The sequence below is a fragment of the Niastella vici genome, assembly GCF_002077945.1.
GTDB classification, from domain to species: Bacteria; Bacteroidota; Bacteroidia; order Chitinophagales; family Chitinophagaceae; genus Niastella; species Niastella vici.
The window spans coordinates 86686-111825 of sequence record NZ_LVYD01000124.1; the positions used below are offsets into that span (position 1 = coordinate 86686).

Annotated in this window: 17 protein-coding genes; 9 read left to right on the forward strand and 8 right to left on the reverse strand. The window is 46.6% G+C overall.

Annotated elements, in window-relative coordinates; genetic code table 11:
* Positions 1–114: 114 nt before the first annotated feature.
* From A3860_RS37955 to A3860_RS37975, 5 genes are all read right to left on the reverse strand, one after another.
* On the reverse strand, positions 115–1578 hold the full coding sequence (locus A3860_RS37955) for a RagB/SusD family nutrient uptake outer membrane protein (RefSeq protein WP_081155819.1): 1464 nt from the start codon (positions 1576–1578) through the stop codon (positions 115–117).
* Between the two features lie 20 nt (positions 1579–1598).
* Positions 1599–5069 (reverse strand): SusC/RagA family TonB-linked outer membrane protein, encoded by a 3471-nt coding sequence (locus tag A3860_RS37960; RefSeq protein ID WP_216823607.1) that lies wholly within the window; start codon positions 5067–5069, stop codon positions 1599–1601.
* Positions 5070–5205: 136 nt separating this feature from the next.
* Entirely contained in the window at positions 5206–6435 is a 1230-nt protein-coding gene (locus A3860_RS37965) for a FecR family protein (protein ID WP_081155820.1), read from the reverse strand.
* Between the two features lie 87 nt (positions 6436–6522).
* Positions 6523–7131, reverse strand: a complete 609-nt coding sequence (locus tag A3860_RS37970) for an RNA polymerase sigma factor (protein WP_143774469.1) — start codon at positions 7129–7131, stop codon at positions 6523–6525.
* A 158-nt stretch (positions 7132–7289) separates the two neighbouring features.
* The gene (locus tag A3860_RS37975; protein WP_081155822.1) at positions 7290–8840 is read right to left on the reverse strand and encodes a sulfatase-like hydrolase/transferase; all 1551 of its coding nucleotides are present in this window, start codon (positions 8838–8840) and stop codon (positions 7290–7292) included.
* Positions 8841–9132: 292 nt separating this feature from the next.
* On the opposite strand from A3860_RS37975, the gene A3860_RS37980 reads away from it, so the two are divergent.
* From A3860_RS37980 to A3860_RS38010, 7 genes are all read left to right on the forward strand, one after another.
* Positions 9133–10296, forward strand: coding sequence for an alginate lyase family protein (locus A3860_RS37980; RefSeq protein WP_081155823.1), 1164 nt, complete (start codon positions 9133–9135; stop codon positions 10294–10296).
* Between the two features lie 241 nt (positions 10297–10537).
* Positions 10538–11092 carry an RNA polymerase sigma factor gene (locus tag A3860_RS37985; protein ID WP_143774470.1) on the forward strand — a complete coding sequence of 185 codons (555 nt, stop codon included), beginning with the start codon at positions 10538–10540 and terminating at the stop codon, positions 11090–11092.
* 66 nt (positions 11093–11158) lie between these two features.
* Positions 11159–12253, forward strand: coding sequence for a FecR family protein (locus A3860_RS37990; RefSeq protein WP_081155825.1), 1095 nt, complete (start codon positions 11159–11161; stop codon positions 12251–12253).
* Positions 12254–12282: 29 nt separating this feature from the next.
* The gene (locus tag A3860_RS37995) at positions 12283–15639 is read left to right on the forward strand and encodes a SusC/RagA family TonB-linked outer membrane protein (RefSeq protein WP_081155826.1); all 3357 of its coding nucleotides are present in this window, start codon (positions 12283–12285) and stop codon (positions 15637–15639) included.
* 11 nt (positions 15640–15650) lie between these two features.
* Positions 15651–17204, forward strand: coding sequence for a RagB/SusD family nutrient uptake outer membrane protein (locus A3860_RS38000; RefSeq protein WP_081155827.1), 1554 nt, complete (start codon positions 15651–15653; stop codon positions 17202–17204).
* 51 nt (positions 17205–17255) lie between these two features.
* On the forward strand, positions 17256–18722 hold the full coding sequence (locus A3860_RS38005; protein ID WP_081155828.1) for an RICIN domain-containing protein: 1467 nt from the start codon (positions 17256–17258) through the stop codon (positions 18720–18722).
* A 229-nt stretch (positions 18723–18951) separates the two neighbouring features.
* A complete protein-coding gene (locus A3860_RS38010) occupies positions 18952–19773 on the forward strand; it encodes a hypothetical protein (protein WP_081155829.1) in 822 nt (273 codons plus the stop codon).
* Positions 19774–20052: 279 nt separating this feature from the next.
* Here A3860_RS38010 and A3860_RS38020 read toward each other — a convergent pair whose 3' ends face one another.
* Positions 20053–21294 carry a BamA/TamA family outer membrane protein gene (locus tag A3860_RS38020; protein WP_158085492.1) on the reverse strand — a complete coding sequence of 414 codons (1242 nt, stop codon included), beginning with the start codon at positions 21292–21294 and terminating at the stop codon, positions 20053–20055.
* Between the two features lie 210 nt (positions 21295–21504).
* Between A3860_RS38020 and A3860_RS38025 the strand changes: the two genes are divergently transcribed.
* Entirely contained in the window at positions 21505–22518 is a 1014-nt protein-coding gene (locus A3860_RS38025) for a glycoside hydrolase family protein (RefSeq protein WP_081155832.1), read from the forward strand.
* 70 nt (positions 22519–22588) lie between these two features.
* On the opposite strand, the gene A3860_RS38030 is transcribed toward A3860_RS38025, so the two are convergent.
* Positions 22589–23479 (reverse strand): SDR family oxidoreductase, encoded by an 891-nt coding sequence (locus A3860_RS38030; protein ID WP_081155833.1) that lies wholly within the window; start codon positions 23477–23479, stop codon positions 22589–22591.
* Between the two features lie 144 nt (positions 23480–23623).
* Between A3860_RS38030 and A3860_RS38035 the strand changes: the two genes are divergently transcribed.
* Positions 23624–24217: a Crp/Fnr family transcriptional regulator gene (locus A3860_RS38035; RefSeq protein ID WP_081155834.1), complete on the forward strand. Its 594-nt coding sequence runs from the start codon at positions 23624–23626 to the stop codon at positions 24215–24217.
* A gap of 20 nt (positions 24218–24237) precedes the next feature.
* Here A3860_RS38035 and A3860_RS38040 read toward each other — a convergent pair whose 3' ends face one another.
* Positions 24238–24990: a ThuA domain-containing protein gene (locus tag A3860_RS38040; RefSeq protein WP_081155835.1), complete on the reverse strand. Its 753-nt coding sequence runs from the start codon at positions 24988–24990 to the stop codon at positions 24238–24240.
* Between the last annotated feature and the right edge of the window lie 150 nt (positions 24991–25140).

Here is a 25140-nt window from a genome sequence, read left to right on the forward strand (position 1 = left end):
GATTAAAACCATCGAAATAATTTCGGGATTTCGAGATTTCTAGATTTAGAAATAGTTCAGGATGCCGAATAAAATCAAATCTCAAAATCCCTAAATCTCAAAATCAGAAATCTATCAGTTGTACCTGTTAGCCACTTCACTGGGCGGCAATGGCACCACATAATTATTCAGGCTCATAGTTTTTGTACCGGTGAGCGCCGCATTATTAGGTATGGCCGTCATGGCATTGCGCTTGTAGTAAAAGAACATTTGTCCTTCGCCCAATACTTCTTTTCTGAACTCGCGGGTGATAAAATCTTTCAATTGTGCCGTTGAAGTGGGCGCCAGGCTAACGCAGTTCCTTCCCGTACGTACCATATTCAGGTAACTAATGCCATCGCTGAGCGTATTGCTGCATTCTGCGGCAATCAATATCACCTCACTCAGCCGTATCAGCGGTATCATATGGGGGCCGGGTCCGTTGGTAGTTACGCCAAACTTCACATGGGTAAGAAAGGAGCCATTGGTATTGTTCTGTATCATCCATGCCTTCAACCGGTAATCATTCTGGTCGTCGTACAGCTCATTCCGCCGCGACAGGTTATCATCATTATTATTAAAACTCAACCGGTATCCTGCTTCAAGGTCAGGCGCAAAGAAAGAAGTATAAATGTTCTGCCGGTTGATGGTGTACAGCGAGAACATCACTTCTGAAATGAACAGGTGATCGAATTCGGCCAGTGAAGGCCCGCTGTTGGAAGTGCCTATTTTGAAAATGGGTTTGGAAGGGTTCAACGCCGCTGTCAATATCTCCTGCGTCTGCTTCAACGCGTTTTCTTTATCCTGCTTCCACAGGTATGCCCTGGCCAGCAATGCCTTTACCGCATAGTAGTTCAGGCGGTACTGCCGCAAATACAGGTCGTTGGCGCCACTGGCATTGGGCGTGCTACGAACACCTTCCGTAATAATAGGATCTGCATCTTTCAATAACGCCAACGCTGCCGTGAGGTCATCGATCACTTGTTGCATGATGGCTGCAGAACCCAGCAATGGCGATACAGTTGGCCGGGAGGCCGTATTGTAAGGTATACAGGGCTTATCTTTAGTTGCATCGGAATAGGTGGGACCAAACACGCGCAGCATATCCAGATGCAGCATGGCGCGTAATGCGAGCGCCTCACCTTTCACCAGCCCGAAATAAGGAGCTGGTAAAAGATCGTTGCTTTCCCCGCACCTTTCAATGATCACATTGCAGTTAACGATGAGCTCATAGCTTTTCTTCCACATGTTGTCAAATATGAGCTTCGAATTGTCTGTTGTATAGTTAAACACGGCGAAGTCGTAAAACCGGTGGGTAGAAAGGATCAGATAATAATAGTTTGCCATTACGTCGAGACTGCTCACGGTCATTTTCTCGCCATAGATACTGGCATTGGTCAGTTCTACATACACCCCGTTCAACGCGCTCAGGTAGCCTTCCCTGGTACTGAACAACTGGTCTTCTGCCAGCCGGTCGCTCGGCTTTACATCGATCCACTTGCGACAGCTGCCCAACCCCATGACCAGCATCAAACAGGATACAATTATTTTTATTTTCATTTTTTTGTTTTGGTTGTTAATTAAAACCGTACTCCTACAGATAAGGAAACCGACCGGGCAAAAGGATAATCAATGCCGCGTTCGTTCCTGACGGTACTCAATCTGAAAATATCATTCATGTAGGCCCTGCAGGTCACTGAAGATGCTCTTAGCGCCTTCACCCAACGGGCAGTGGAATTTTCATATCCAACTGAAATGGACTCACCTGAGAGAATATTATTGTCTTCTACAAAACGCGATGACATGGGGTTTGAAGTGATCTCCTTTATAGATTTAAACTTTGCGTTATCGCCGGGTTTCTGCCAGCGGTCGTGCAAGGCACGTTTATCCTGGTTCAATCCTACATTTTGATTCGGAATATTTTCTACTTTATCATAGAGCGTTTGCATGAAGATCTGTCCGCCGATGCGGTAACGCAGCGCTACGTTGGCCGAAAAACCTTTCCAGCTAACAGAAGAGCCGAAGATGCCTTCCACATCGGGATCGCTGTTACCCACTACCACTTCATCCTGGTAATTGTGAATGAACGTGTGCTGCCCGTCTTTGGTAAGGAACACTTCCCTGCCGGTGGCCGGGTCAATACCCAATGAACGAACCGCCCACAGATCGGAAGGACTGGCCCCGTCGTAATAACGGGTCATGTTTACTCCCTTGTTCTTTTCATTGAAAGTGGAAAGGGCATTGCCGAAATTCCTGTATTGAGAACGGAGCCGGCGTGCATTGGCATTGACCATCCAGGTGAGCATCTTGTGCCGGATAAGAGTATAGTTGGCAGAGATGGTGAAGCCTTTCTGTTCAAGCGCCCCCATATTATCGGTTACACTGGTGGCCCCTGCTGAAGAAGGCAGGGTGGCAAACACCAGCAGCGGATCGGTTGTTTTGATGAAATAATCGGCGTTTATCCGCAACCGGTTCTTCATGGTTTCCAGGTCGAGCCCCATGTTGCGGTCAATTGTCTTCTGCCATTTCAACGAAGGGTTCCCGTGGTTCTGAACGATCACACTTGGGCCGAAGGGGTTACGGTTCTCATTGTTGTACCGGTATACCCGCGTGGAAATATAATCGCTGAAATTCTGGTTGCCCGGGTTACCAATAGAGGCGCGCAGCCGCAGGCTGTTCATCCAGTTGAAGGATGGCTTTTTGAAGAATACTTCCTTGTGCACATTCCAGGCAAGGCCCATTGACCAAATGGTGGTGAACTGCCTGTTTGAACCAAATACGGAAGCCCCGTCTGAACGCAGCGTGGCGTCGAGCAGGTAACGTTCATCAAAAGCATAACCCGTGTTCAGGAAGTAGCTGGCACTGCGACGCTTTGACTCCAGGTAAGTGGCCTGTTTGTTATCTGAATAACCAAAGGCAAATGCGGCATTGGGAAAATCATCGCTGATAAATCCACGCACTTCATAGGAGCTGGTGATTGCCGACAACTGGTTCAGGCGCATACCCGCCACTACATTCACCATATGTTTTCGGGCCAGCAATTTTCCATAGGTAAGGGTAAGATCTCCATCATAGTTCAACTGGTGATCGTTCTGCTCATCGTAGGTGCCCTGCCGTAATGGGTCGGTGCCGGCAAACTCCCCATTGAAGGGCGACCTGAATATTTCATCACGGATAGCCAGGCGGTTGATACCGATACGCGCACGCGCTTTTAAATCGTTCAGCACCCGCCATTCTATTTCGAAATTATTGGTGAAGCCCTGCGATTCTGACTTGTTCACATTATTATTGTGCAGGTCATAAAGCGGGTTGTAGTAGACCTCGGTTTGTATGGGCGCGCCATAGAAGGCGGCATAAATAAATGAATTCAGTACTTTGTCGATACCACCCACCTGATTATATTTCCTGAAATAAGGATTGGCGCGGGAGAAATCGGAGAAGGGCACGGTTTCCCGGGTAGCGTTCACAATATCTATACTTAATGAATTGGTGGCCGACAGGCGGCCTTTGCGATAGATGAGCCGGATGTTACCATTGGTCAACTTACGGTCACTGCCTTTCATTACCCCCTGGTTATCGCCATAAGACAAAGAAACGCCGTAACGCAGGTTGCCATCGCCCCCTTCGGCAAATAAGGTATGCCGTTGTGCAGTGGCAAACCGCAGGGGTTCGTTCATCCAGTACGTATTTACACCGCGTCTTACTTCTGCCAGCAGCGCATTGTATTTTGCATCGGCATCGGCCATAACAAAATTACCGTTGGCATCTACAGACCCCAGGAACCCGGTTTGCTTTTCGAACTCCAGTTTCTCTTCCGAATTCATGAGGTTATAATCACTGAGGTCGGCAAAGCTGAACGTTGTATTGAGGTTATAGCTTAACCGCAGCCGGCCGGGGGTTGGGCGTTTTGTTTCTACCACCACTACCCCATTGGCTGCTTTTGACCCATAGATAGCGGTTGCCGCCGCATCTTTCAACAGCGTAATGCTTTCAATACGGTCCATACTGAAATCGCTGATGACCTGCAGCGTGGTCTCAAAACCATCTAAAATGAACAATGGCTGGTTGGGGTTGGTGCCGTATTGTTCCGATAAACCGATCACACTGCTTTTGCCCCTGATCTCGATATCGGGCAAGCGGTTTGGGTCGGAACCGAAAGAATTGTTTTCGACGATCGCAAAGGAAGGGTCAAGGGTTTTCAAAGCCTGTAAGGCACTCTGGTTGCCCACCATTTTCAGCTCTTTGGCGGTAAATGTAGTGGAGGAACCGGTGAAGCTTTCTTTTTTACGCTGATAAATACCCGTTACCACCTGGTCTTTCATGGCGGTAGCGGTTTGCACCATTTTAATGGTAAAAAAAATGCCGGCGTTTACCCGCAGTTCCATTTGCTCGTAGCCTACGGCGGAAAAAATAAGCGTTTGTCCGGTAGCGGCGCGAATGCTGAAAATGCCTTTGCTGTCAGTAGAAACACCTTTAAATGTTCCTTTAATGATCACACTGGCGCCGCCAATGGGTTCGCCGGCCTCTGATGTAACTAAACCTGAAATGGTACGGGTGCTATCGGCGGGTGCAATACCGGGAGCGGGCATTTCCGGCAGCGCCCCTGCGGCGGTTGATTTGCGAAAGAGAATAATGGTTTTGCCTTCGATGCGGAAATTCAGCGGCTGATTGTTCATCACCGCCTGTAAAAATTCGGTAAGCGGCATGTTCTGGGCAGAAATAGTTACAGGCTTTGCACTGCTGAGCAGTTGCTTGTTGTAGAAAAAAACAAAACCGGTTTGTTGCTCCACCGCTGTAAATACATTTTTCAGCGCCAGGCCGTTTGCCGACAGGGTTACACCTTGTGAAAAGGAATTTGCCGATACAGTAAGCGAAGCGGCACACAGTAATACGATCACGAATCTCATGGCTTTGAACAGTGAAGAAGCGCTGGCAGTTCGCTCCGGTTTGTATATACCGGAGCAATGCCGCATACCTACCCTGGAACACGGGTATGGTTCGGCAAACAAAAAAGGCGCCTCCCACTGAACACAAGTAGCAGTTTTGGGCATACTTTTGTTGCAGTTTGGTTGGTTAATAAATGCTTACAGGTGTTTTAGATCGACCCGGCTTTTGGCCGTCCCGATTGCAGTCGGGACGGTTTTTGCGTTTGGGCCAACCGGGTATTATATGGATTTAATTTTTCTTTTACGGTAACACGATCAGTTTACGGCCTTCTACCCTGAAGTGCACATCCATCTGCTGTAGTGATTTCAGCAATCCTGATAAGCTTACATCATTGCTCATTTTTCCGCCGAACGTAATATCAGGAATACCTTTTTCGTACACCACTTCTATATCGTACCAGCGTTCCAGTTGGCGCATCACTTCTTCGAGGCTGGCATCTTCGAAATTGAAGAAGCCGTTCTTCCAGGCGATGGCTTTGCCTACATCTGCATTTTTCTCCAACTTTATATGATAAGTATGGTTGTCGGTTTGCGCCTGCTGTCCGGGCTGCAGCACAACTGGTGAATGATAATCGATCGGTGACCCCGCCAGTACTTTCAACCTTCCTTCTACCAGGGTTGTTTTTATTGTTGCTTCATTCGTATAGGCATTTACATTGAACTGTGTTCCCAACACTTCCAACTGACTGCCGCCCGGGCCGCCGCCGTTATGCGGGAGAATGTTTATTATAAATGGCTTTGTTTTGTCGTGCTTCACTTCAAAGTATACTTCACCTGCTATCTGAACCCGGCGTTCATTGCCCGAAAAAACAGTTGGGTAGTAAATCTCACTCTCAGCGTTTAACCACGCTTTCGTGCCATCGGGCAATATCAGTTGAAACTGCCGCCCCCTGGGTGTGGTGAGCGTATTATGCATTGGCATGGCAGCGTTTGAACCTGCGCCATTATAGGCCAGCTCACCATTTTGCAATACTACCCGGGTGCCTTTTTCAGTGGCGATTACCCCATTTCCCAAACTGTCAAGCACTACCTTCCGGCCATCGGCCAGCGTTAATATGGCGCCATCGCGTGCCGGCGGAATGTCGGCCGGCGTAGCATGCTGAACAACTGGCGGATTCTGCGTTTTATGGTTCCACCCAAAATAACCAACACCAGCGACCAGTAATAGTATAGCCGCTACCGCGGCCCAACGCCGCCACGTATTAATTTTTAGAACCGGGGGCACCGGCTGGCTGCCGCTGATCTGTTGTTTGATCTTTGCCATAATGAGGGCCTCATTGTCTTCTTCCACCTCCTGGTGATACGCCATGATCCATTGCCGCAATTGTTCTTCATCGTTGATGGAGTTAAACAAACGGCGGTTCCGTTCTGATTGTGTAAGCCAATGGTCAAGCTGCGCCTGCTCCGCTTCAGTCAAATTTCCCTGCAGGTGCTTCGTTAAAAGATCAATAAGGTCGTTAATGAGCATCATATACGTACACTACAATTGAACAACCCAAACCAACCAGTTCAATGTGAAGTTTTTTTTAATTTTCTTTTTTTAGGGAAGGCCGCTGAATTAGAATATGTCGCGGTATTTCAGCAGTACTAACAAAGAGGAAAGCAAAAAGTCTTTGCCCAGCGCCGATTGCAACAGGCGCACCGCGGTTACCCGCTGGTTGATCACGGTTTGCGGTTTTATCTGTAGCAGTTCTGCAATTTCAGCAGGTTTTAATCCATCGCGGTAAGAAAGCAGAAATATGGCTTTCATGCGGGGCGGCAATTTATTTACCGCATCATAAATGCGGCTAACCAGTTGCAGCTGTACCTGCTCTTCGAAGAAATCATTATCCCCGCGTTCGTTGAGCTGGCGTAGCAGATCGTCGCGGCGACCGGCTTTCATTTGCCGGTGTTTTAGCAGATTATAGCATTTATTGCGAACGGTTACATATAAGAATGCCGCTACGGCATCGAGGGTGGGAAATGTATTGTTTTGCTGCCACAGTTGAACAAAGGTTTCTGCGGTAAGGTCGCGGGCATCTTCGGTTTCGTCAACAAACTTACGGGCAAACCAGAATACCCGCTGGTACAACTGCCGGTACACCGTTGTAAATGCATCCTCGCTCCCGGCGCGGAATTGTTGCATCAACACAACTTCATCCTGTATTACATTTTTTGATAATGCCACAAGTGCAGAAAAACCTGAGTATTGTTATTATGATATAATTTAAGATAAGGAGAATAATGGGCGCATGCAAGATAATCACAATTTGAGAAGAATATAATGGCAAATGCCCTCCCGGTGCATCGGGAGGGCATTATTATCAATACAACCCTGACAGGTGATCAGGCTGAAACGCTATCCAACTGCGATTCGGGAACGCTTTCCATTTCCGGCGGCGCCATTGCCCGTAACTTGTCAACCTCCAGTTTATGCAATTGTTTTTTCAGGGTCTCCCGCACTTCTTTATAGGCGGGATCGTAGGCCAGGTTCGTATATTCAGAAGGATCATTTACCAGGTCGTACAGTTCATACTGGTTGTAATAAGCGCCTGCCGCATCAAAATAATAACTGTACTTCCATTTCTCGGTGCGAATACAACGGATGCGGTTGGCTGCATTTACTGCCGACCATTTACTGTTGGAACCGGCCTTTGTATCATCGTAAGTAAATAAGATACTTTCCTGTACCGGCGTACCATCCTGTATAATGGGCAACAGGCTGGTACCTGCCAGTCCGGAAGGCGGGTTCTGTACATGGGCGATCTCCATGAAGGTGGGCATAATATCAACCAGGGTTGCCAGGGCCATCGAGTTTTTGACAGTTTGATCTGAAAATAAAACCGGATTTGAAATGACCAGGGGAACCCGTATTGCTTCTTCGTAAGCCACAAAGGTTTTCTGGCGCAGCCCGCCGTGTGCCAATCCCATTTCGCCGTGGTCTGAGGTAAAAGTTACGATGGCCGTATCGGCCAAACTTTTTCCGTTGGCATCTTTAGCATATAATTCCCTGATGAGGAACCCGACCTCTTTATCGACCCAGCTTAACAGGTAGCCATAAAAATTTATGTAGTTCAATTTTTGTTCTGTTGTTGGCAAAGGCCCTAATAAGCCATCCATTCCCAATAAGATCTGTTCCTGCGCCATTGGCTTTTTATTGAGCAGTAAATGTTCGTTCACGGTATCGGGTAAACCTATTTCCCGGCCACTCCAGGCACTGGAATGATAACCGGATGTTCCTGCAGTTTTCGGATACGCCAGTACGTCGTGGGGGTTCACCAGCGATACAATTAGGCAATAGGGTTTGTTGTCGCCTGCCGCCCGCCTTGCTTTTACCTGCTGCAGGTATTGAATGGCTTCTGATACATACCGGGCGTCGTGGTTGGCAAAGCCGCCACCAAAATTTAACGGGTTCACGTCTTCGCCGGCATCGGGCGCCACCCAGCCCATGGCGCCAAATAAAGAAATATCCGCGGCCGTTAAGGTATCATAATTGGTCACGGCGCCATTGCCCGCTACTCCTTTGCTCATATGCCATTTACCGCGGTACTGCACATCATACCCTTCATTCCAAAGTACGTTCATAATGTTTGGTAACGCAGTATTGAGGGTAGGTTCTGCAGGCGATAAGGGCCCGCCTATAGTGAGGGTTTGGGATACCAGGTGTTTGGCCGGATAAATCCCGGTAAATAAAGTGGCCCGGCTGGGTGAGCACATACAGGTATTACAGAAAGCCCGGTCGAAGCTGAAACCGTTCTTTTTGAGAAAAGTAAGCGTGGGCAGATTTTGCTGCTCCCACCCCGGGGGAAAATGTTGGGTGGCCCGCTGTTCATCGGTAATGATCAGGATGAAGTCGGGCTGTTTGCCCAATTGCGTTAATTTTTTTGAGAGGTCCATGGTTTATATGTTTTAGTGTAGAAAATTCAGCAGGAAACAATGCTATCTCAGGCAACCAATGGACTGTATGATCTTCACCTGTGCTATTACGAAAGTTACTGATATTAATTATTGTTGATGGGTAAAGCCCACAAAAAAGGTGTTTTAACGGTGCGCCTGCCGGTTGATGTAGAAAAGACGTAGTGCACTATTCATTGAAGTTTCAGCTGGCAGTATTTATGGCAGTCATTTTGTATTGTACTAACACCTTCTTCAATTAACAAATTCGTTTTATAAAAATTTCATCTGTACTATGAAAAAAAATGGGAGAATCCTCGGTGCCGGAATTTTTTTACTGGCCCTGTCAACCTTGTTCTTAAAATGTAAAAAGGGAGAACAAAGCAGTCAGACAGTTACACCAACACCAAAAGAAGAGGCTGCTGTTACCGCATCGGCAGCTGCCATTACAACATTTGTGCACCCCGGCATATTGAATACCAAAGAAAGCCTTGATAAAATTGGGGCAGAAGTAAACGGCGGAGATGCCGTTCGCCTGGCAGCCTATCAAAAAGTACTGGATTATGTTAACGACAATGCCTTACCCACTAAATTCTGGGAAACGGTTACCGTAGGTTCAAACGGAGCAACTACCGAATCAAAAAGCCAGATAAGGAAAGACGCTATATTAGCCTATGCGCTGGCCTTACGCTGGGCAAAAACCGGTACCATGACCTATGCCCAACAAGCCATTGCTATCCTGAACGGCTGGTCGTACACCTTCAAAAAGTATGCAGTGCTTTCCGGCTCCAACGCACTTCAACCATCGTTGGAAGCTTCCTGGACCACCCCCAGCTTTGTGGCAGCAGCTGAAATACTGCGCTATTATAAAGCATTTGGAAAAGCATCGGGCTGGGCTGATGCAGACATTACCCAGTTCATCAATTACCTGAACCTGGTAAAGAACACCTACATCAATAATACACCTGAGTATAATAATAACTGGAATGCCTCTGCAGGCTATGCCCGCATGACCATTGGCATTTTCATGGATAATACAACTGTTTATCAAAACGGGTATAATATCATTCAAAGCCATTTGCCGGTCATTATAAAATCAGACGGCACCATTCCTGAATATTGCGACCGCGACGATTGTGTGCACTATCAGTATTCCCTTACAGCTTTTGCTTATGCTGCACAACTGGCGAGGATACAGGGTGATAACTCCCTGTTCACCTACAATTCGAACCTGCTGAGCAAGGGATATGATTATATGAGAAAGGCGTATAACCACAATGCGGCCTGTGATAAATGTTCCTCATCGAGCACGGTATTTCCCGGCACCGAGGTGGCGTATAATTATTACAAAACAGCCAACCTGAAAAGCCTGAGAGAGCTGCAGGACCCATTGGGTGTAACCAGTGACAAAACGTTCCTGGGCTTTACTTCTTACACACATTTCAATAGCGGACTGTAATATATTCTTCGACTACACTCAGAGCAAAGATCCCAGGCCGGTTGGTGTGGGATCTTTGTTTTTATTTATTAGATACGGGAACCTATTTGTATGACATAATAATCGCTTTCGCAGTTGTTACCCGCCTGTTAACGACACGCCGTTAAAGGGGATAATACGAACACAGTCAATAAAAAAATTTGGTAACACTAAAATAATTGCTAATTTGACATTTATTATTCAGCTTGCCATATAACTAACATTGCAAACAACCCGAACTACTGAACTTTGGAACTGCATGCGTGCAGGCGATCCCGGTGCATTAAAAGAGTTGTATAATTCATTTTATCACTTCCTCTTTTCTGCAAACTTCGCTGTATGCACCCACCGCGACATTGTAAAAGACAGTATTCACGAGGCCTTTCTCAATATCTGGATCAATCGCGACAAACTTCCCCCTGTATCTTCTGTTGGTGGCTACCTCAATGCCTGTGTACGCCGTAAATTGATCGATGCTTTAAAGAAAGAATCGCTTCCCGAAGCCGCTTTATTGAGCACGGATGACGAACATGAGTTCTCCTACGAAGAGGTCATCATTGCTTTTCAGGAACAGGAAGCAACCAGTAAAACCCTTAAAGAAGCGCTGTTGCAATTAACCACTAAACAAAAAGAAGCGATCCAGCTGCGTTATTTTGAGAACAAAAATTACGCAGAGATCGCAGAATTACTTGGTTGTGAGCAGCGTACCATCTACAACCGCATTTATGAAGCAGTTGAACGCCTCAGGCATTATTTCTCGGCCAAACATACTTCTTAAAAAAAAGCTGAAAATTTTACGGTAAAAAATCCCTGATCGCACGTCCTGTTATTAAGTAACACCGAAATGAAGGATTATTTACAATATGGCGTGGAGGATTTTATCACAGATGAATCATATCTGCGGTATTATTTCAGGGAAAATGAAGCGGACATCCAATTCTGGACCGAATGGATCAAACTTCATCCTGAAAAGCTGGACGTCATTATTTCTGCCAACAATTACATCGATGCTTTTTCTGTGCGGCTCCCTGAATCGGAATTTCAGCGGGAACAGCAGCGTTTTGCCCAGGCATTGAACGAGCTTTCACCAGGTAACAGTCTTTCGGGGAATGCCACGGAAGAACCGGATGAAGCGTTGAGGGAGTACTACAACTACAGAGCGCGAAAACGCAACCAAAGGATAACCAGAGCGGTGGCAGCCCTGCTCTTTGTAACTGTGGGTTCAATTGCCTATATAGCCCTGCAGAAAAACAGATCAGTTACCCCTGGCAGGGAAACCGTTCAATTAATAGAAAAATATGTACCGAAAGGCGAGCGCGCAAAAATTACGTTGCCCGATGGTTCGGAAGTAGAGCTGAATGCCGATAGTAAACTAACGTATCCCGCAAAGTTCACGAGTAATACAAGAGAAGTGCAGCTTACCGGCGAAGCATTCTTCAGAGTGCAGCCCGATGCGCAGCATCCATTTCTGGTTACCAGCATCAATATAGGAGTGATGGTACTGGGCACTACATTCAATATGCAGTGTTACCCCGATAAAGACCAGGCAACCGTTGCCCTGGTTACCGGTAAAGTAAAACTGAATGCAATCAGTAACGGGGAAAATAAGCAAAGGCGGGTTAAAACAATAACACTGGCGCCCGCTGAAATGGGCGTATTAAATAAGAACGATCAATCGCTCCAAAAAACTGCATACGATCTGAATGAAGAAACAGGCTGGCGACAGGGAATTGTTGTATTCAGGAATGCCGGTTTTACTGAAATAGCCAATCGATTTGATAAAGTATATAATATCAGGCTGATCAATCAAAGCCGGAAAAAGGAATTCAGGTTCAATGGGTCATTTTCGAATGTTTCACCTGAAGAAATTGTAAAAAGTATTTGCCTTTCGAAACAACTTTCCTATACAATCAAAGGAAATGTAATAACGATTCACTAAATATCTAAAACGCTAAAACAAAAATTGCCATGGGTAGAATTGGTATGCTCCCCGGGAAGGTATTGTATGCCCTTTCCCTGCTGATAGCGCTTTCCCTTTTCAACTTTGCAAAGGCCTCGCCTGGTGACCGCGACCAGGATTATAACAGCACGGTTATAAAGCTTACTAAAAAGAAGTTTTTATTAGTTGAGCTTTTCACTATTGTAGAAATGCAGGCCAGCGTGAAGTTCGCTTATGATGCTACAGAATTGAATGTACGGGAGCCGGTAGAAATATCGGCCGGTAAACTCCGGTTAAAACAACTGCTTAATGAAATAAGTAAACAATCGGGCGCCACCTTTGAATGGTCGAAAAATGTAGTTACCGTAATACCACCGGTAAAGGTCACTCCGGCCGTTTTTAATGTGGGTGAAAACCGCACGGGCATAACCGGAAAAGTGGTTGACAAAAACGGCCAACCGGTTGCCAAAGCAACAGTGGCAGTAAAAGGCACCTCAACCGCTGCATCAACCGATGAAAACGGCATCTTCAAAATAAATGCAAACCCGGGCGATGTGCTGGAGATCAGTTTTGTCGGGTACCGTACTGTTGAAGTAAAGGTTACCAGCACCACCGACCTTTCGGTAGTACTGGATGAACTGAAACCATTGCTAAATGAAGTAGTGGTGATTGCCTACGGTACGCAAAAGAAAACAAATTTAACAGGCGCTGTGGGCATTGTTAAAATGGACGATATGGCTACCCGGCCAATAACCAATACCAGCCAGGCATTGCAGGGCACCGTTGCCGGTGTGTATGCGCTGCAGGCATCGGGCAAGCCGGGCGATGATGGTACGGTGATCGACATTCGTGGTGTGGGCACATTTGGCGATAATACGCCCCTGGTATTAATTGACGGGGTTCCGGGAAATATCAATGATGTAAATGCGGTTGACGTACAGTCCATGTCGGTGTTGAAAGATGCCGCCTCTGCCTCCATTTATGGTAGCCGGGCCGCCAACGGGGTAATTCTTATTACAACTAAAAAAGGCACAGCCGGCAGTTTAAAGATCAATTACAGCGCCTATATCGGTACACAAAAACCAACTCGGTTACCGCATGTGCTGAACTCGGTTGATTATACGACGCTGTATAACGAAGCTTCTTTGAATTCAGGCGGTAGCATTGTTTATCCCGACTCCACTATCGCGAAATACAAAGCCCATAATAACCCCATGTACCCCGACATTGATTATTTCAATGTATATTATGGAAGCGCGGCCATTCAAAATCACCGGTTAAGCCTTTCAGGTGGAACCGACAATATCAACTATGCCGTTATGCTTGGGCATTTAGACCAGGATGGTGTGCTGGTTGGAACCAATTATAAAAAGACCGATTTCCGCACCAACCTTGATGGATTTTTCTTAAAGAACAAAAAATTGCGCATCTCCACCAAATTAGCCGGGAACCTGGGCGTGAAAAACGAACCCACCGACCTGTGGAGCGCCGAGTGGTACGCCACCCTGGCGCCCATACATCCCCTGCAAAATGCAGCGGGCCAATGGGTATCGGTAAATGGAGAACGCAACTTCTATGGTGAAATAAAAGAAGGCAGCACCGCACAAACAAACCGCTATTATTTTACCGGACAGGTAGAAGCTGAATACAAGATCGTAGACGGGTTAAGCGCCCAGATCACATATGGCTATAATGTGACGAACTCAAAAACAAAAGCCTTCCATGCAAACGTCACCTTGTATAATGAAAGCGGTACTACCACCAATTTAGCCTCCAATTTAAATGTGAGCAATGAGACAGACGTTCAAACCCTGCTCACCAGCCTCCTGAAATATAATAAGTCATTCGGCAAACATGATGTTACTGTATTGGGCGGTTATTCAGAAGAACAATTCAATTATGATTGGGAAAGCGGCTACCGCGCCAACTTTGTCAATAACCAGCAACGGGTGCTTAACCTCGGCGACCCCGCAACGCAAACCAATAATGCAGGCAGCTATGATTTGGGATTACGCTCCTATTTTGGCCGCCTGAATTATGCGTTCGACGGAAAATATTTGTTTGAAGCCAATCTCAGAAGAGACGGTTCTTCCCGGTTCTCCAAAGAAAATCAATGGGGCACCTTCCCCTCCTTCTCTGCCGGCTGGGTACTGTCGAAAGAGAATTTCCTGAGAACTTTGAGCTGGCTGAACCATCTTAAATTGCGCGCTTCATGGGGTAGATTAGGCAACCAGAACATCAGCAATTACTACAACGGAAGCGACATTTTATCAACCGGTAATAACTACTCACTGGGTGGCACTTTATATTCCGGCGTAGCTATTACTCAAATGACCAATAAAGAACTGACCTGGGAAACCGCCCAACAGCTTGACTATGGTATAGACATGGTGGTGAAAAATGATTTCGAGATCACTGCCGACTGGTTCGACAAGCGCACCAAAAACCTGTTGCTGAACCAACCCATTCCGCTTACAATGGCCGAAGCGGCGCCCTATGCCAATGCCGGTGAAGTGCAGAACAAGGGTATTGAAGCAGCAGTGACCTGGAAAAAAAGCTTTGCGAACGGGCTTCATATAAGAGCAACCGTAAACGCCTCTCATATAGTAAATAAAATAACCAAAATGAATGTTGCAGAGCAGCTTGTTTCGCCTAAAGCGATCAAAGTGGGCGCTGCCATCAATTCATTCTATGGTTACAAAATGGATGGCATTTACCAGATCTCTGACTTTACCTGGCAAAATAACAGCGACGCCAGCATCCCATACGCCAGCCGCACCTATACCCTTAAACCAGGCGTAGTGCAGGTAGCTAACTATACCGCGCAACCGGGTGATATCAAATACAGGGACCTGGGTAAGGACAACATAGTTGACATGAATAACGACAGAACGATCATCGGAAGCCAGTTCCCCGATCTCACTTATGGCTTCACGTTCAATGCAGACTGGAAAGGATTTGACCTCAGCTTCTTCTTACAGGGCGTTAAAGGAATTCAGGGTTATACTTACTATGAGATCGCAACGCCATTCAGTGGTTTTGCCAATATGGGTGACTGGTGGTTGAACAGGTGGACACCGACAAACCCTTCCAATACATTACCCCGGCTCACACTCGATGGGGTGCGCAATAACATTCATTCCTCCTTCTACATGGAAAATGCGGCGTATTTACGGATGAAGAACATCGAACTGGGTTACTCAATCAGTCCGAACATCCTGAACAAAGCAGGCATCAGATCGCTCAGGGTTTACGGAAACATACAAAATGCCTTTACCGTTACAAAGTTCAAAGGCTTTGATCCGGAGCAAACTGTTAATCAAACCAGGGCCCAGGCCTTCCCGCAGGTACGTGTAATGACGATGGGTGTAAATGTTAACTTTTAAACGAGCAGGATATGAAAAATATAAATAAAAGCATTCTTTTCATTTCAATATTGGCTTTTACCGGTTGCGCAAAAGACCTTTTAGATAAAACGCCAAAGGACAGGCTTTCCCCTTCCACCTTTTATCAAAACGAAACGCAATGTAAAATGGCGTTGATAGGTATATACAATGCCATTCAACCCAACGCTACTCCCGCCCATTTTTACCAGTTCGATTATATGAGCGACAACGGCTATTGCCAGGACGCCTGGCAGGGTTCGAAGGAAGTGGGTGAATGGCTCACCAATACCTCGAGCTGGGCGCCTTACGCCAAATGGACGCAGGATTATACCATTATAGCCAGGGCCAATGAATTTCTGCAGGACATTGCCAAGGCAAGCGTAAGCGATGCCATAAAATCGCAAATGAGCGCCGAAGCCAAATTTTTGAGGGGTTATGCCTATACCGACCTCATCACCTATTTCGGCGATGTACCGCTTATTACCAAAGTACTGGCCCTGTCAGAAGCGTATGTGTCAAGAACCGCCAAAAGCGACGTGCTTACGCAGATCCTTACCGACTTTAATGACGCAGCGGCAGCGCTTCCCACCTCCTATTCAGGATCAGATGTAGGCCGCGCCACCAAAGGAGCAGCGCTTGCTTACAAAGCACGGGTATTGTTGTATAATAAGAAATATGCCGAAGCTGCACAGGCTGCCCTGGATGTAATCAATTTGAAAGCATACAGTTTATATCCTGATTATGCCGGCACCTTCGATGAAAACCACGAAAACAACGTAGAGGTGATCTTTGATATTCAATACATACCTACCACCCAGTCGCAACCATGGCCAACAGCCGCTCTGTCATTGAGCAGCTGGCCCACAGCGAATGTGACTGCCGACATGATCAATTCCTATTACATGACGAACGGGTTGCCAATTACCAATGCCTCATCGGGCTATAATGCACAAAATCCTTTTGTAAACCGCGACCCCCGCCTGGCTGCATCAGTGGTATTGCCCGGTTCAAAATTCGGTTCCACCACTTTTATTCCTGCGCTTGACCAGGTACCCTGCGGCGCCCGGCCACGCAAATACGCCAGCATTGGTATTGCCGATGTAAACAACAATTCTTTGAATACGATCCTGATGCGCTATGCAGATATTTTCCTGATGCGGGCAGAAGCGCTTATTGAAGCAGGTAGTACCGATGCCGAAATTTATTCGCTGATCGATAAAGTGCGGGCCCGCGTAAGTATGCCAACCGTAGAATCAGTGGAAGGAACCGGTTTAAGCCAGTCGCAATTAAGAGCTATCGTGCGGCATGAAAGAAGGGTGGAGTTTTATAATGAAGGAACCCGCTATGCCGATATGTTGCGGTGGCAGGATGTTTCGCTGGTGCACGATGTGTACGGCTACGATAAATCGTTACTCAGTGACCCTTCGAGCTCAGCTACCTGGACGTTCAAGCTGGTGAAACAGGAAACGCGGAGTTTCGATGCCGCCAAAGGATGGTTGTGGCCCGTTCCGCAGGGAGATATAGATATAAATAAAAACCTGTTGCCAAATAATCCGGGCTATTAATAACGATTGCTGATCGATTGCTTGCATTAAACCATCACAAAATAGAGTCATATGAAAAAACTCTTCCTCATTCAGGCTATTTGCCTGCTGGCTGTATTAGCCGGTTGTTCAAAAAAAGAAACGGCCGTACAAACAACGGATGCCACTTCCGCCACTCATTCAACGGCCAGAAGCGCTACGGCCAATACGAATGGCTTGCGGGGCATAAACTGGGCCGACCCTAACGGGAACGAAGCCGCCTCAAGGGTTGTTACCCCCAGCGGCCTATCCTCATCCATTTCGGCAACCAATGCGGCGGCTGTAGGAAAGCGGATCGCTGATTCGGTTAAAGCAAGCGGTGGCACCACCATTCGTATGCCTATCACTCCGTTAACTGCCAGTAATTCCACTTACTGGCCCGTGTATCAATCGGCCATTAACGCGGTCGTATCAGAAGGGTGCAATGTGATCCTTTGTTACTGGCCCATCGATGTGCATCATGTGCCCGACACCACGCAATGGTACACCATGTGGAGCACGGTTGATGCGGTTTATAAAAACAACGATGCGGTACTATATGAACCCATCAACGAACCGGTTGATTATTCGGGCACCGACCTGTGTAACCTGTATGCCAATTTCTTAAGAACGATCAATCCATCAACCTGGAAATGTATCCTCGATGGAACCGGTTACGCCGGCGAAGTGGTCACCGTAGGAAACGACAGCCGGTTAAGCAGCCAGTATCTGGGCATCCATTGTTACTGGTGGTTCTATGGGTCGTATAATGTATGGTCGGGTTACTACAATATAATCTCAGGGAAGGTAGGTTCCTATGCAGCAAGAACAGTTGTTACCGAAATTGGCGTTGAAAACTATCGCAATGTAAGTTTCTGGTGGCAATGGGATACGGGCGTGTACGAAGATCAGGCATTCATTACAGGCGGACTTGCCTATGCCAAAGACAATTCAATGGGAACCATCGCCTGGTCGGGCGTGAACGATATTGATACCTATCGCTGGTATGTAGCCAACAATAACCTGATAGAGGTTAACCCCGGTTGCGCCAATATGTTCCGGTGGTCGTGGAAGCTTTCCACCGCAGCCAAATGGCAGGGCCCCATTGCAGATGGAAGATATAAATTGCAGAACCGGAGCAGCGGCCTCATGCTCGACAACCTGGGCAGCACCACCGACGGTGCAGCAGTTGCACAATGGGCATCCTCTTCCAGCGCCAACCAACTATGGAATATCAGCTATACGGCCGGCTATTATACATTAAGCTGTGCTACCGGAAAGAAATGTCTTGATGTAGGTACCAATACCACCGACGGCAGTGTTGTTCAACAGTGGGCCTTAGGCTCGAGCACCAACCAGCGGTGGACACTTGTTTCTCTTGGCAATGGTTATTATAAAGTAGTTAACCTTACCACAGGCAAATGTCTTGATACTGGCGGACAAACCACCAATGGCTCGTCTATGCAACAATGGTATAGCGGTTCAAGTTATAACCAGCAGTGGTCACTCATTGCACAGTAACAAGGTCAGTGTTCTATTTTTCCTTTCAACAGCCTTTCCCGATGAATCGGGAGAGGCTGTTTTTTTATAGGCATCTCAGTGCCCAATACCCAAACACCACTGAATTGTCTTTATCACCAAAAAATAACTTCCTGCACTGTAATAAAAAAATATGCGCATCGACTGATCTGTGAGCCCCCTAATGGACCCTGAATAAAACAATTTTATTTTTTCCATTAAAACAAAACCTATGCGCAAAATGCAATTCATTGCTGCATTACCTGTCTTATTTCTTGCAACCATTCCATTCTACGGCCATGCACAATCTACTGTTGACCAGGTAGGCAACACCGCCGACAAAGTGGGCAGCACTATTGACAAAGTAGGTGGCTTATTTAAAAAGAAGAACAGGAACAAGCCGGCTGATACAGATGCTACAAAACCAACCGCCTCCCCTACCAGTGTTGGTATTAATACAGTGTATGATTTTGTACCGGGCAACACGCTGTTGTTTATAGATCATTTTGACTCCACCAAGAAGGGTAATTTCCCGGTTAAATGGCTCACCAATGCCAGCGGCGAAGTGGTTACCCTGCAACAATACCCGGGCAACTGGTTTAACATTACAGGTACCGGGGTGTATATTCCAAAATTAAAAACCGGTCTTCCCAAAGATTTTACCGTAGAATTTGACGTGATCATTGACGGTGGCAATAGCAGTACCCTGTTTGTTGATTTTGAAGATGCGCTGGATCGGAATTTCGATAAATACCCTTCCAACCCATACCTGCAATTCAGGATGTATTCGGGCGGCAGCGCCTATGTAGAATGCAAAGGCAAAGACCTGGATACGCACGTTAACAGCGACGCCTATAACACAGGCGGAAAAATAAATCACATCGCGTTTAAAAAAGAAGGCGAACGTTTACGGGTATACATCAACCAGGAAAAAACATACGACATTAATCATGCCTTTGAAGGCAACAGAACTTATAGCACCTTTAAACTCGGCGCCGATTTCTATAGCCCAACGCATATGCTGATCTCAAATGTTGTAATAGCGGGTTTATAATAAAAAAAATCCCCCTTCAAAAATTAGACCTGAAGGGGGATTACATTAAATATCTTACGCTAAACATTGTTGGGCTTACCCCTTAATTATTTCCCATTTCGACACCATTATGACATATTCGTTGTCATTTCCGGCCTCTCCGTTTACGATGATCAAATTCCCATCTTTAACTTCTAATTTCAGTACTGCTTTGGTGGTGCTTCCGTCAGCTTGATTGGTATATACTGAACAATTTTCGCAATGCCTGTTGATGAGCTGCAATCTGTACTTACTTAACCTTTAAAATATTTCGCCCAGGTTTACAAAGAATCCGCGGGAGCCGTTCTGGCCAAATCCATAATCAATGCACAAATTGGCGCCGGAATGTTTATTGAGCTTTATGCGCAGGCCCAGCCCATAACCGGGAAAGTAAGTACTGAAGGCATCAGATATTTCGTTTGAAAAATGCTGCAGGTTTACAAATGCCACCCCGCCTATTAAACCATTGCGCGTAATACCAAAGCGATATTCACTTTCAAAATACTGCATATTGTTTCCCCTGTACCGGCCCTGAATATATCCACGGCCCGAATTGTAATTATCGTCCCAACCGGTGCTGGGCAATAATAAATATGGCGGTGAACCGTCGAGGGTTAGCCAATCCATGAGCCAGAAGGAAAGCACATTGTGCGACTGCCTGGGGAAATGCAAATAAGTACGGCTATCGATCAACAGCGATTGCCAGTTGCTGTAGCTACCCAGTCCTTTCAGGTTGTTGCGGTATACAATATTGAAATAGATGCCCTGCTGCGGATTGATCTGGTTCAGTCGTGAATCGTATAAAAAACGCAAGGCAAATCCCGATGCTGTTTCTTTCCTGTGAAGGGTTTGTTTCAATTGCTCTTTAAGGTCATCTGACAGGGAATCGGTGGCTCTTATATGCCAGATCTTATCGAAGTAGTAACCAAGCCCCACATAAAAATCACCCCCCAGCGCTCTCATGACCGTTTGATGCACCTTGATACCTGAAAAATCAATAGTATAGCCCTGGTTGGGATCTGAATCGCCGCCAAGACCATAAATAACAGATGGATATTTAATAAACCTGAAGTCGGTAATGATATTGTACCGGTTGCCCTTTGTCCACAAATTGATTTGAAAGGGGATCATGATCTGCCGGTATTGCGAGTAGGTAACATTGGTGCTAATGCTCGAAATTTTGGCATCACCTGCAATATCATTGTACCAGGCCATATTGCCGCTAACAAGACCGGCAAAACCTGTTTGAAGGGTATACCCAACTGCGGGCACGAGTGAAAAATGTTTTTTGGTATCCTTTACTTCTGTAGAATCGGCGGGCAATGGTTTGTGCGGGTAAAAAAGATGGAGCAACACATCGCCCATATCTTTTTCTTTGGTTTTTGCGGGGCTGCTGGTGTCCACAGCGTTTTGAGAGACCGGCCTTTGAGGAAGCGGGGTTTGCCCATTATTCTTCAAACCCAACAGCATCACAGGCATTAATAAAAATAGCGTTCTTATCAAAAGTCGGTATTTAGGGAAATAAAGCACTAATCTGCTACAATTATAACAAAAGCTGTAATATGAAAAAATATTCATGGTAAATTAACTGGGGCTTAACCAATTGCCCCATTACAGACCTGTTCACCAGCAACCGGGTTTAATGGCCATTTACTATTTATTTTTAGTATTCTTGCATCCCTAAATAAAAGTTAAACCGACGTTTAAAGCCATATGAACAGGTTAACAGGAATCTTATTGGGCACCATTATGCTATCAATTGCCAGCACCGCTACTACCCTGGCGCAAAATAAAGTCCCCGCGCCTAAACCCGCTTTTGCTGATCCTGTGTATGATGGCGCTGCCGACCCGGTTATTATCTGGAACAAAAAAAAGAAAGCCTGGTGGATGTTTTATACCAATCGCCGTGCCAATACCAACGATTCATCGGGTGTTCGCTGGGTGCATGGCACCCGTATTGGCATTGCCACTTCAACAGATGGCAGCACCTGGCAGTATATGGATACGGCAAATATCAATTACCGCCCCAATGAAGGCTATACCTTCTGGGCGCCGGATGTTATAGAAAACAAGGGCCTTTATCACATGTACCTTACATATGTGCCGGGTATCTTCGATGACTGGAACCATACCCGCAATATTGTTCATTTAACCAGTACCGATCTGCAGAACTGGAAATATGAAAGCACCCTCAAACTGGCCAACGACCATGTCATCGATGCTTCTGTATACAGGTTACCCGATGGCAGCTGGCGCCTTTGGTATAACAATGAAAAAGATGGAAAGAGTATTTATTATGCCGACAGCAAAGACCTGTTTCACTGGGAAGATAAAGGCAAGGCCATTGCTGCCAGAGGCGAAGGACCAAAAGTATTTCGCTGGAAGAACAGCTACTGGATGATCATTGATATCTGGAAAGGGATGGACATTTACCAGTCTGACGATCTGCTTACCTGGAAACGCAATGCAAATATCCTGGAAGCGCCGGGCAGGGGTAACGACGATGGAGCTATCGGCGGCCACAGCGATGTAGTGGTAAATGACGGCAAAGCATTTGTCTTCTATTTTACCCATCCGGGCAGAGCGAAAGCAAACCGGGCGCCCGATCAATCCCTGGCGGCCAGAAGAAGCGTGATCCAGGTTGCGGAACTACAGCTGGAGAATGGCATTATTACCTGCGACCGCGACCGGCCAACCTATATTCAACTGAAAGCAGTCAAAAAATAAATGGGGTAAACATATACACAGCAAAGCCTTCCGATGCAACGGGAGGCTTTGCTGTGTTATAGCATTGTTTTTACCGGTTGAAATACCGTTCGTGATCAATATCGGCTAACAAGCCAATTTGAGTGGGACGCCAGCCAAGTATTTCCTGTGTTAGCGCAGCTGATGCCGGCGTGTTGAAAGAAACGGGATGCGCAAACCAGCCAAAATGATCGGCTGCTTCCTGTTTCGATTTAGAAACAACAGGCACATTAAGCCGCCGGCCGATCACTGCTGCAATTTCCCGGAAAGGCACGCCTTCTTCGGCCACTGCATGAAAGCGGGCCACCGTTCCCCCTTTCTCCAACGCCAGCCTGAACAACCGGGCAGCATCGAGGCGGTGCACAGCAGGCCAGCGATTGAGCCCATCACCCACATACGCCGAAACGCCTTTTTGCTTTGCAAAATCAATAAGTGCCGGAACAAAACCATGATCGCCATCGCCATGTACCGATGGCGGCAAACGCACCAGCGACACGCGCACGCCATTGGCCTTTGCCGCAACAGCGGCTTCTTCTGTAGCTGTGCGGGGAAAGTCGGTAGTAGCAGGTACATCTTCTTCTGTTGCCAGGCGACCAAGACCCAGGATGCCGATACCGGAAGTAATGATCAAAGGCCGGGTGGAACCGGCGAGCGCCTCAGCGAACGCCCCAATAACGCGCCTGTCTATTTCACAGCTTTCCTTAAAATTCGACCAGTCATGAATAAAGCCGGTGTGAATAACGCCATCAGCCGCGGCCGCACCACGTTTAAGGCTGTTGAGGTCTTCAAGATGGCCGCGATGCACTTCGGCACCTGCGGCGGCCAGGGAACTGGCTGCGGAATCGTTGCGGGCCAGTCCTGTAACCTGGTGGCCGGCAGCGATCAATTCCTGTACAACGGCTGAACCCACAAAACCTGTAGCGCCGGTAACAAATACTCGCATATGTTGTTTTTATTTTATTGAATAATTAATTTACTCCACAAATTTGCGCCGGAATGCTGCCCCGGCCCAAGGGCATTTGACACAATTATTTGAGGTCATTTGACCTTAACTTTGCGAGCAGGCAGCTGAAAAGAAGTAAACACTATGTTTGAAATTTTTGAAGCTTATATTACGTCAATAGCGCATTTTACCCGGGATGAACTGGCCCTTATGCGCTCGCTGGCCACCGAAAAGAAGTTGCGCCGGAAACAATTCCTGTTGCAGGAAGGTGATGTATGCCGGTACAAAACATTTATTTCTAAAGGCTTATTAAGGACCTACCTGCTGAAGGAGGATGGAACGGAATATATTATGCGGTTTGCCTGCGAAAACGCCTGGTGTATTGACCATGAAAGCTATAATAACCAAACGCCTTCCAGGTATAATATCGATGCCCTGGAAGATACAGAACTGGTATTATGGAAAAAGGAAAATTTTGACCGGTTACTGGAAACTATTCCCACCTTCAAAATGCTTTCAGATAAAATAAAGGAGATCAGTCATGACGCCAACCACGAAAGGATACTCATGAATATCAGTTTTACTTCCGAAGAAAAATACCAGCATTTTATAGAATCTTTTCCCAATGTGTTCCCGCGGGTGCCGCTGCACATGGTAGCATCGTATTTAGGCGTATCGCGCGAAACGCTGAGCCGCATACGGCATGCGCAGCTGAAGCAACAGAAAGATGATAATTAATGGCAGCTCTTTCGGTTAAATTATTTTTTTGATCGTTTTGCCGACCACTCAATGGCCTGTTGTATCAGTTTGCGATAATTTGGGTTGGAATAACCGGATGGGCCGTGGCCCAATTGTATATAGATGACATTCGAATTCCCATAATGATTGATCCATGCCAGGTAGCGCATACTTTTAGGATGCGTGGTACTGAGCAAAGGCTTTACCTGCGGCAGGATCTCCACACCACCATACACCTCATCAATAATTTCAAAATCGCTGATGCCCTTTGTAACGGGATGCTTTTTATCTTCCACTTTTACGGGAATGGTTACATCATGCTCATAACTGGTATTTAACGTATCGCCGTTCACTACTACGGGATGTGTGTGGTATTGTCCGCCAACTATCTTTATAAATTCAGGCCAGTTTTGATACGACACCAACGAATGATGAAGAAAGATCATGGAAACGCCTTTATTCAGGAGGTTTATATATGCCTGCTGCTGCGCCGGTGAAATGGAATCGGCCATATCATAAAACACCAGCACATCATACTGGTTCACTTCGGGAGAAGCGATGAACGCATTGGCCTGCGGTTGAACCAGCGTATCGTAGGTAATAGAGCTAATGGAACTAAAAACTTCATAAAAAGGCTCGTGTTTGAACCCATGTCCGCCAGTAATGAGCAATACCCGGATCTTTTTCTCCTGTGCAAAAGAATACTGCGAGCATAATGCCAGTATAACGGGTACCAGGAAGGCCGTCACCAGCCAGGAAGGGATCTTTTTCATATTGTTAAATTACAGGTTCAATTTAACAGGTTTCTCCCAGGCTGCGTAAGCAATTCAGTAACCTATTTTACCCAATAAGCCTTTTGATGTTTTTTTAAAAATTTTTTCCGGAATTTCCAACCTTCGGCAGCCACCATGTAGTTTATAGTA

Bases quoted from the DNA above. Each gene is read 5' to 3' on its own strand.
- A3860_RS37960 (WP_216823607.1), bottom strand. From the start codon at position 5,069: ATGCCCAAAACTGCTACTTGTGTTCAGTGGGAGGCGCCTTTTTTGTTT.
- A3860_RS37975 (WP_081155822.1), bottom strand. From the start codon at position 8,840: ATGGACCTCTCAAAAAAATTAACGCAATTGGGCAAACAGCCCGACTTC.
- A3860_RS38040 (WP_081155835.1), bottom strand. From the start codon at position 24,990: ATGAAAAAGATCCCTTCCTGGCTGGTGACGGCCTTCCTGGTACCCGTT.
- A3860_RS38005 (WP_081155828.1), top strand. From the start codon at position 17,256: ATGAAAAAACTCTTCCTCATTCAGGCTATTTGCCTGCTGGCTGTATTA.
- A3860_RS38025 (WP_081155832.1), top strand. From the start codon at position 21,505: ATGAACAGGTTAACAGGAATCTTATTGGGCACCATTATGCTATCAATT.
- A3860_RS37980 (WP_081155823.1), top strand. From the start codon at position 9,133: ATGAAAAAAAATGGGAGAATCCTCGGTGCCGGAATTTTTTTACTGGCC.
- A3860_RS38030 (WP_081155833.1), bottom strand. From the start codon at position 23,479: ATGCGAGTATTTGTTACCGGCGCTACAGGTTTTGTGGGTTCAGCCGTT.
- A3860_RS38010 (WP_081155829.1), top strand. From the start codon at position 18,952: ATGCGCAAAATGCAATTCATTGCTGCATTACCTGTCTTATTTCTTGCA.
- A3860_RS38035 (WP_081155834.1), top strand. From the start codon at position 23,624: ATGTTTGAAATTTTTGAAGCTTATATTACGTCAATAGCGCATTTTACC.
- A3860_RS37965 (WP_081155820.1), bottom strand. From the start codon at position 6,435: ATGATGCTCATTAACGACCTTATTGATCTTTTAACGAAGCACCTGCAG.
- A3860_RS37995 (WP_081155826.1), top strand. From the start codon at position 12,283: ATGGGTAGAATTGGTATGCTCCCCGGGAAGGTATTGTATGCCCTTTCC.
- A3860_RS37990 (WP_081155825.1), top strand. From the start codon at position 11,159: ATGAAGGATTATTTACAATATGGCGTGGAGGATTTTATCACAGATGAA.
- A3860_RS38000 (WP_081155827.1), top strand. From the start codon at position 15,651: ATGAAAAATATAAATAAAAGCATTCTTTTCATTTCAATATTGGCTTTT.
- A3860_RS37955 (WP_081155819.1), bottom strand. From the start codon at position 1,578: ATGAAAATAAAAATAATTGTATCCTGTTTGATGCTGGTCATGGGGTTG.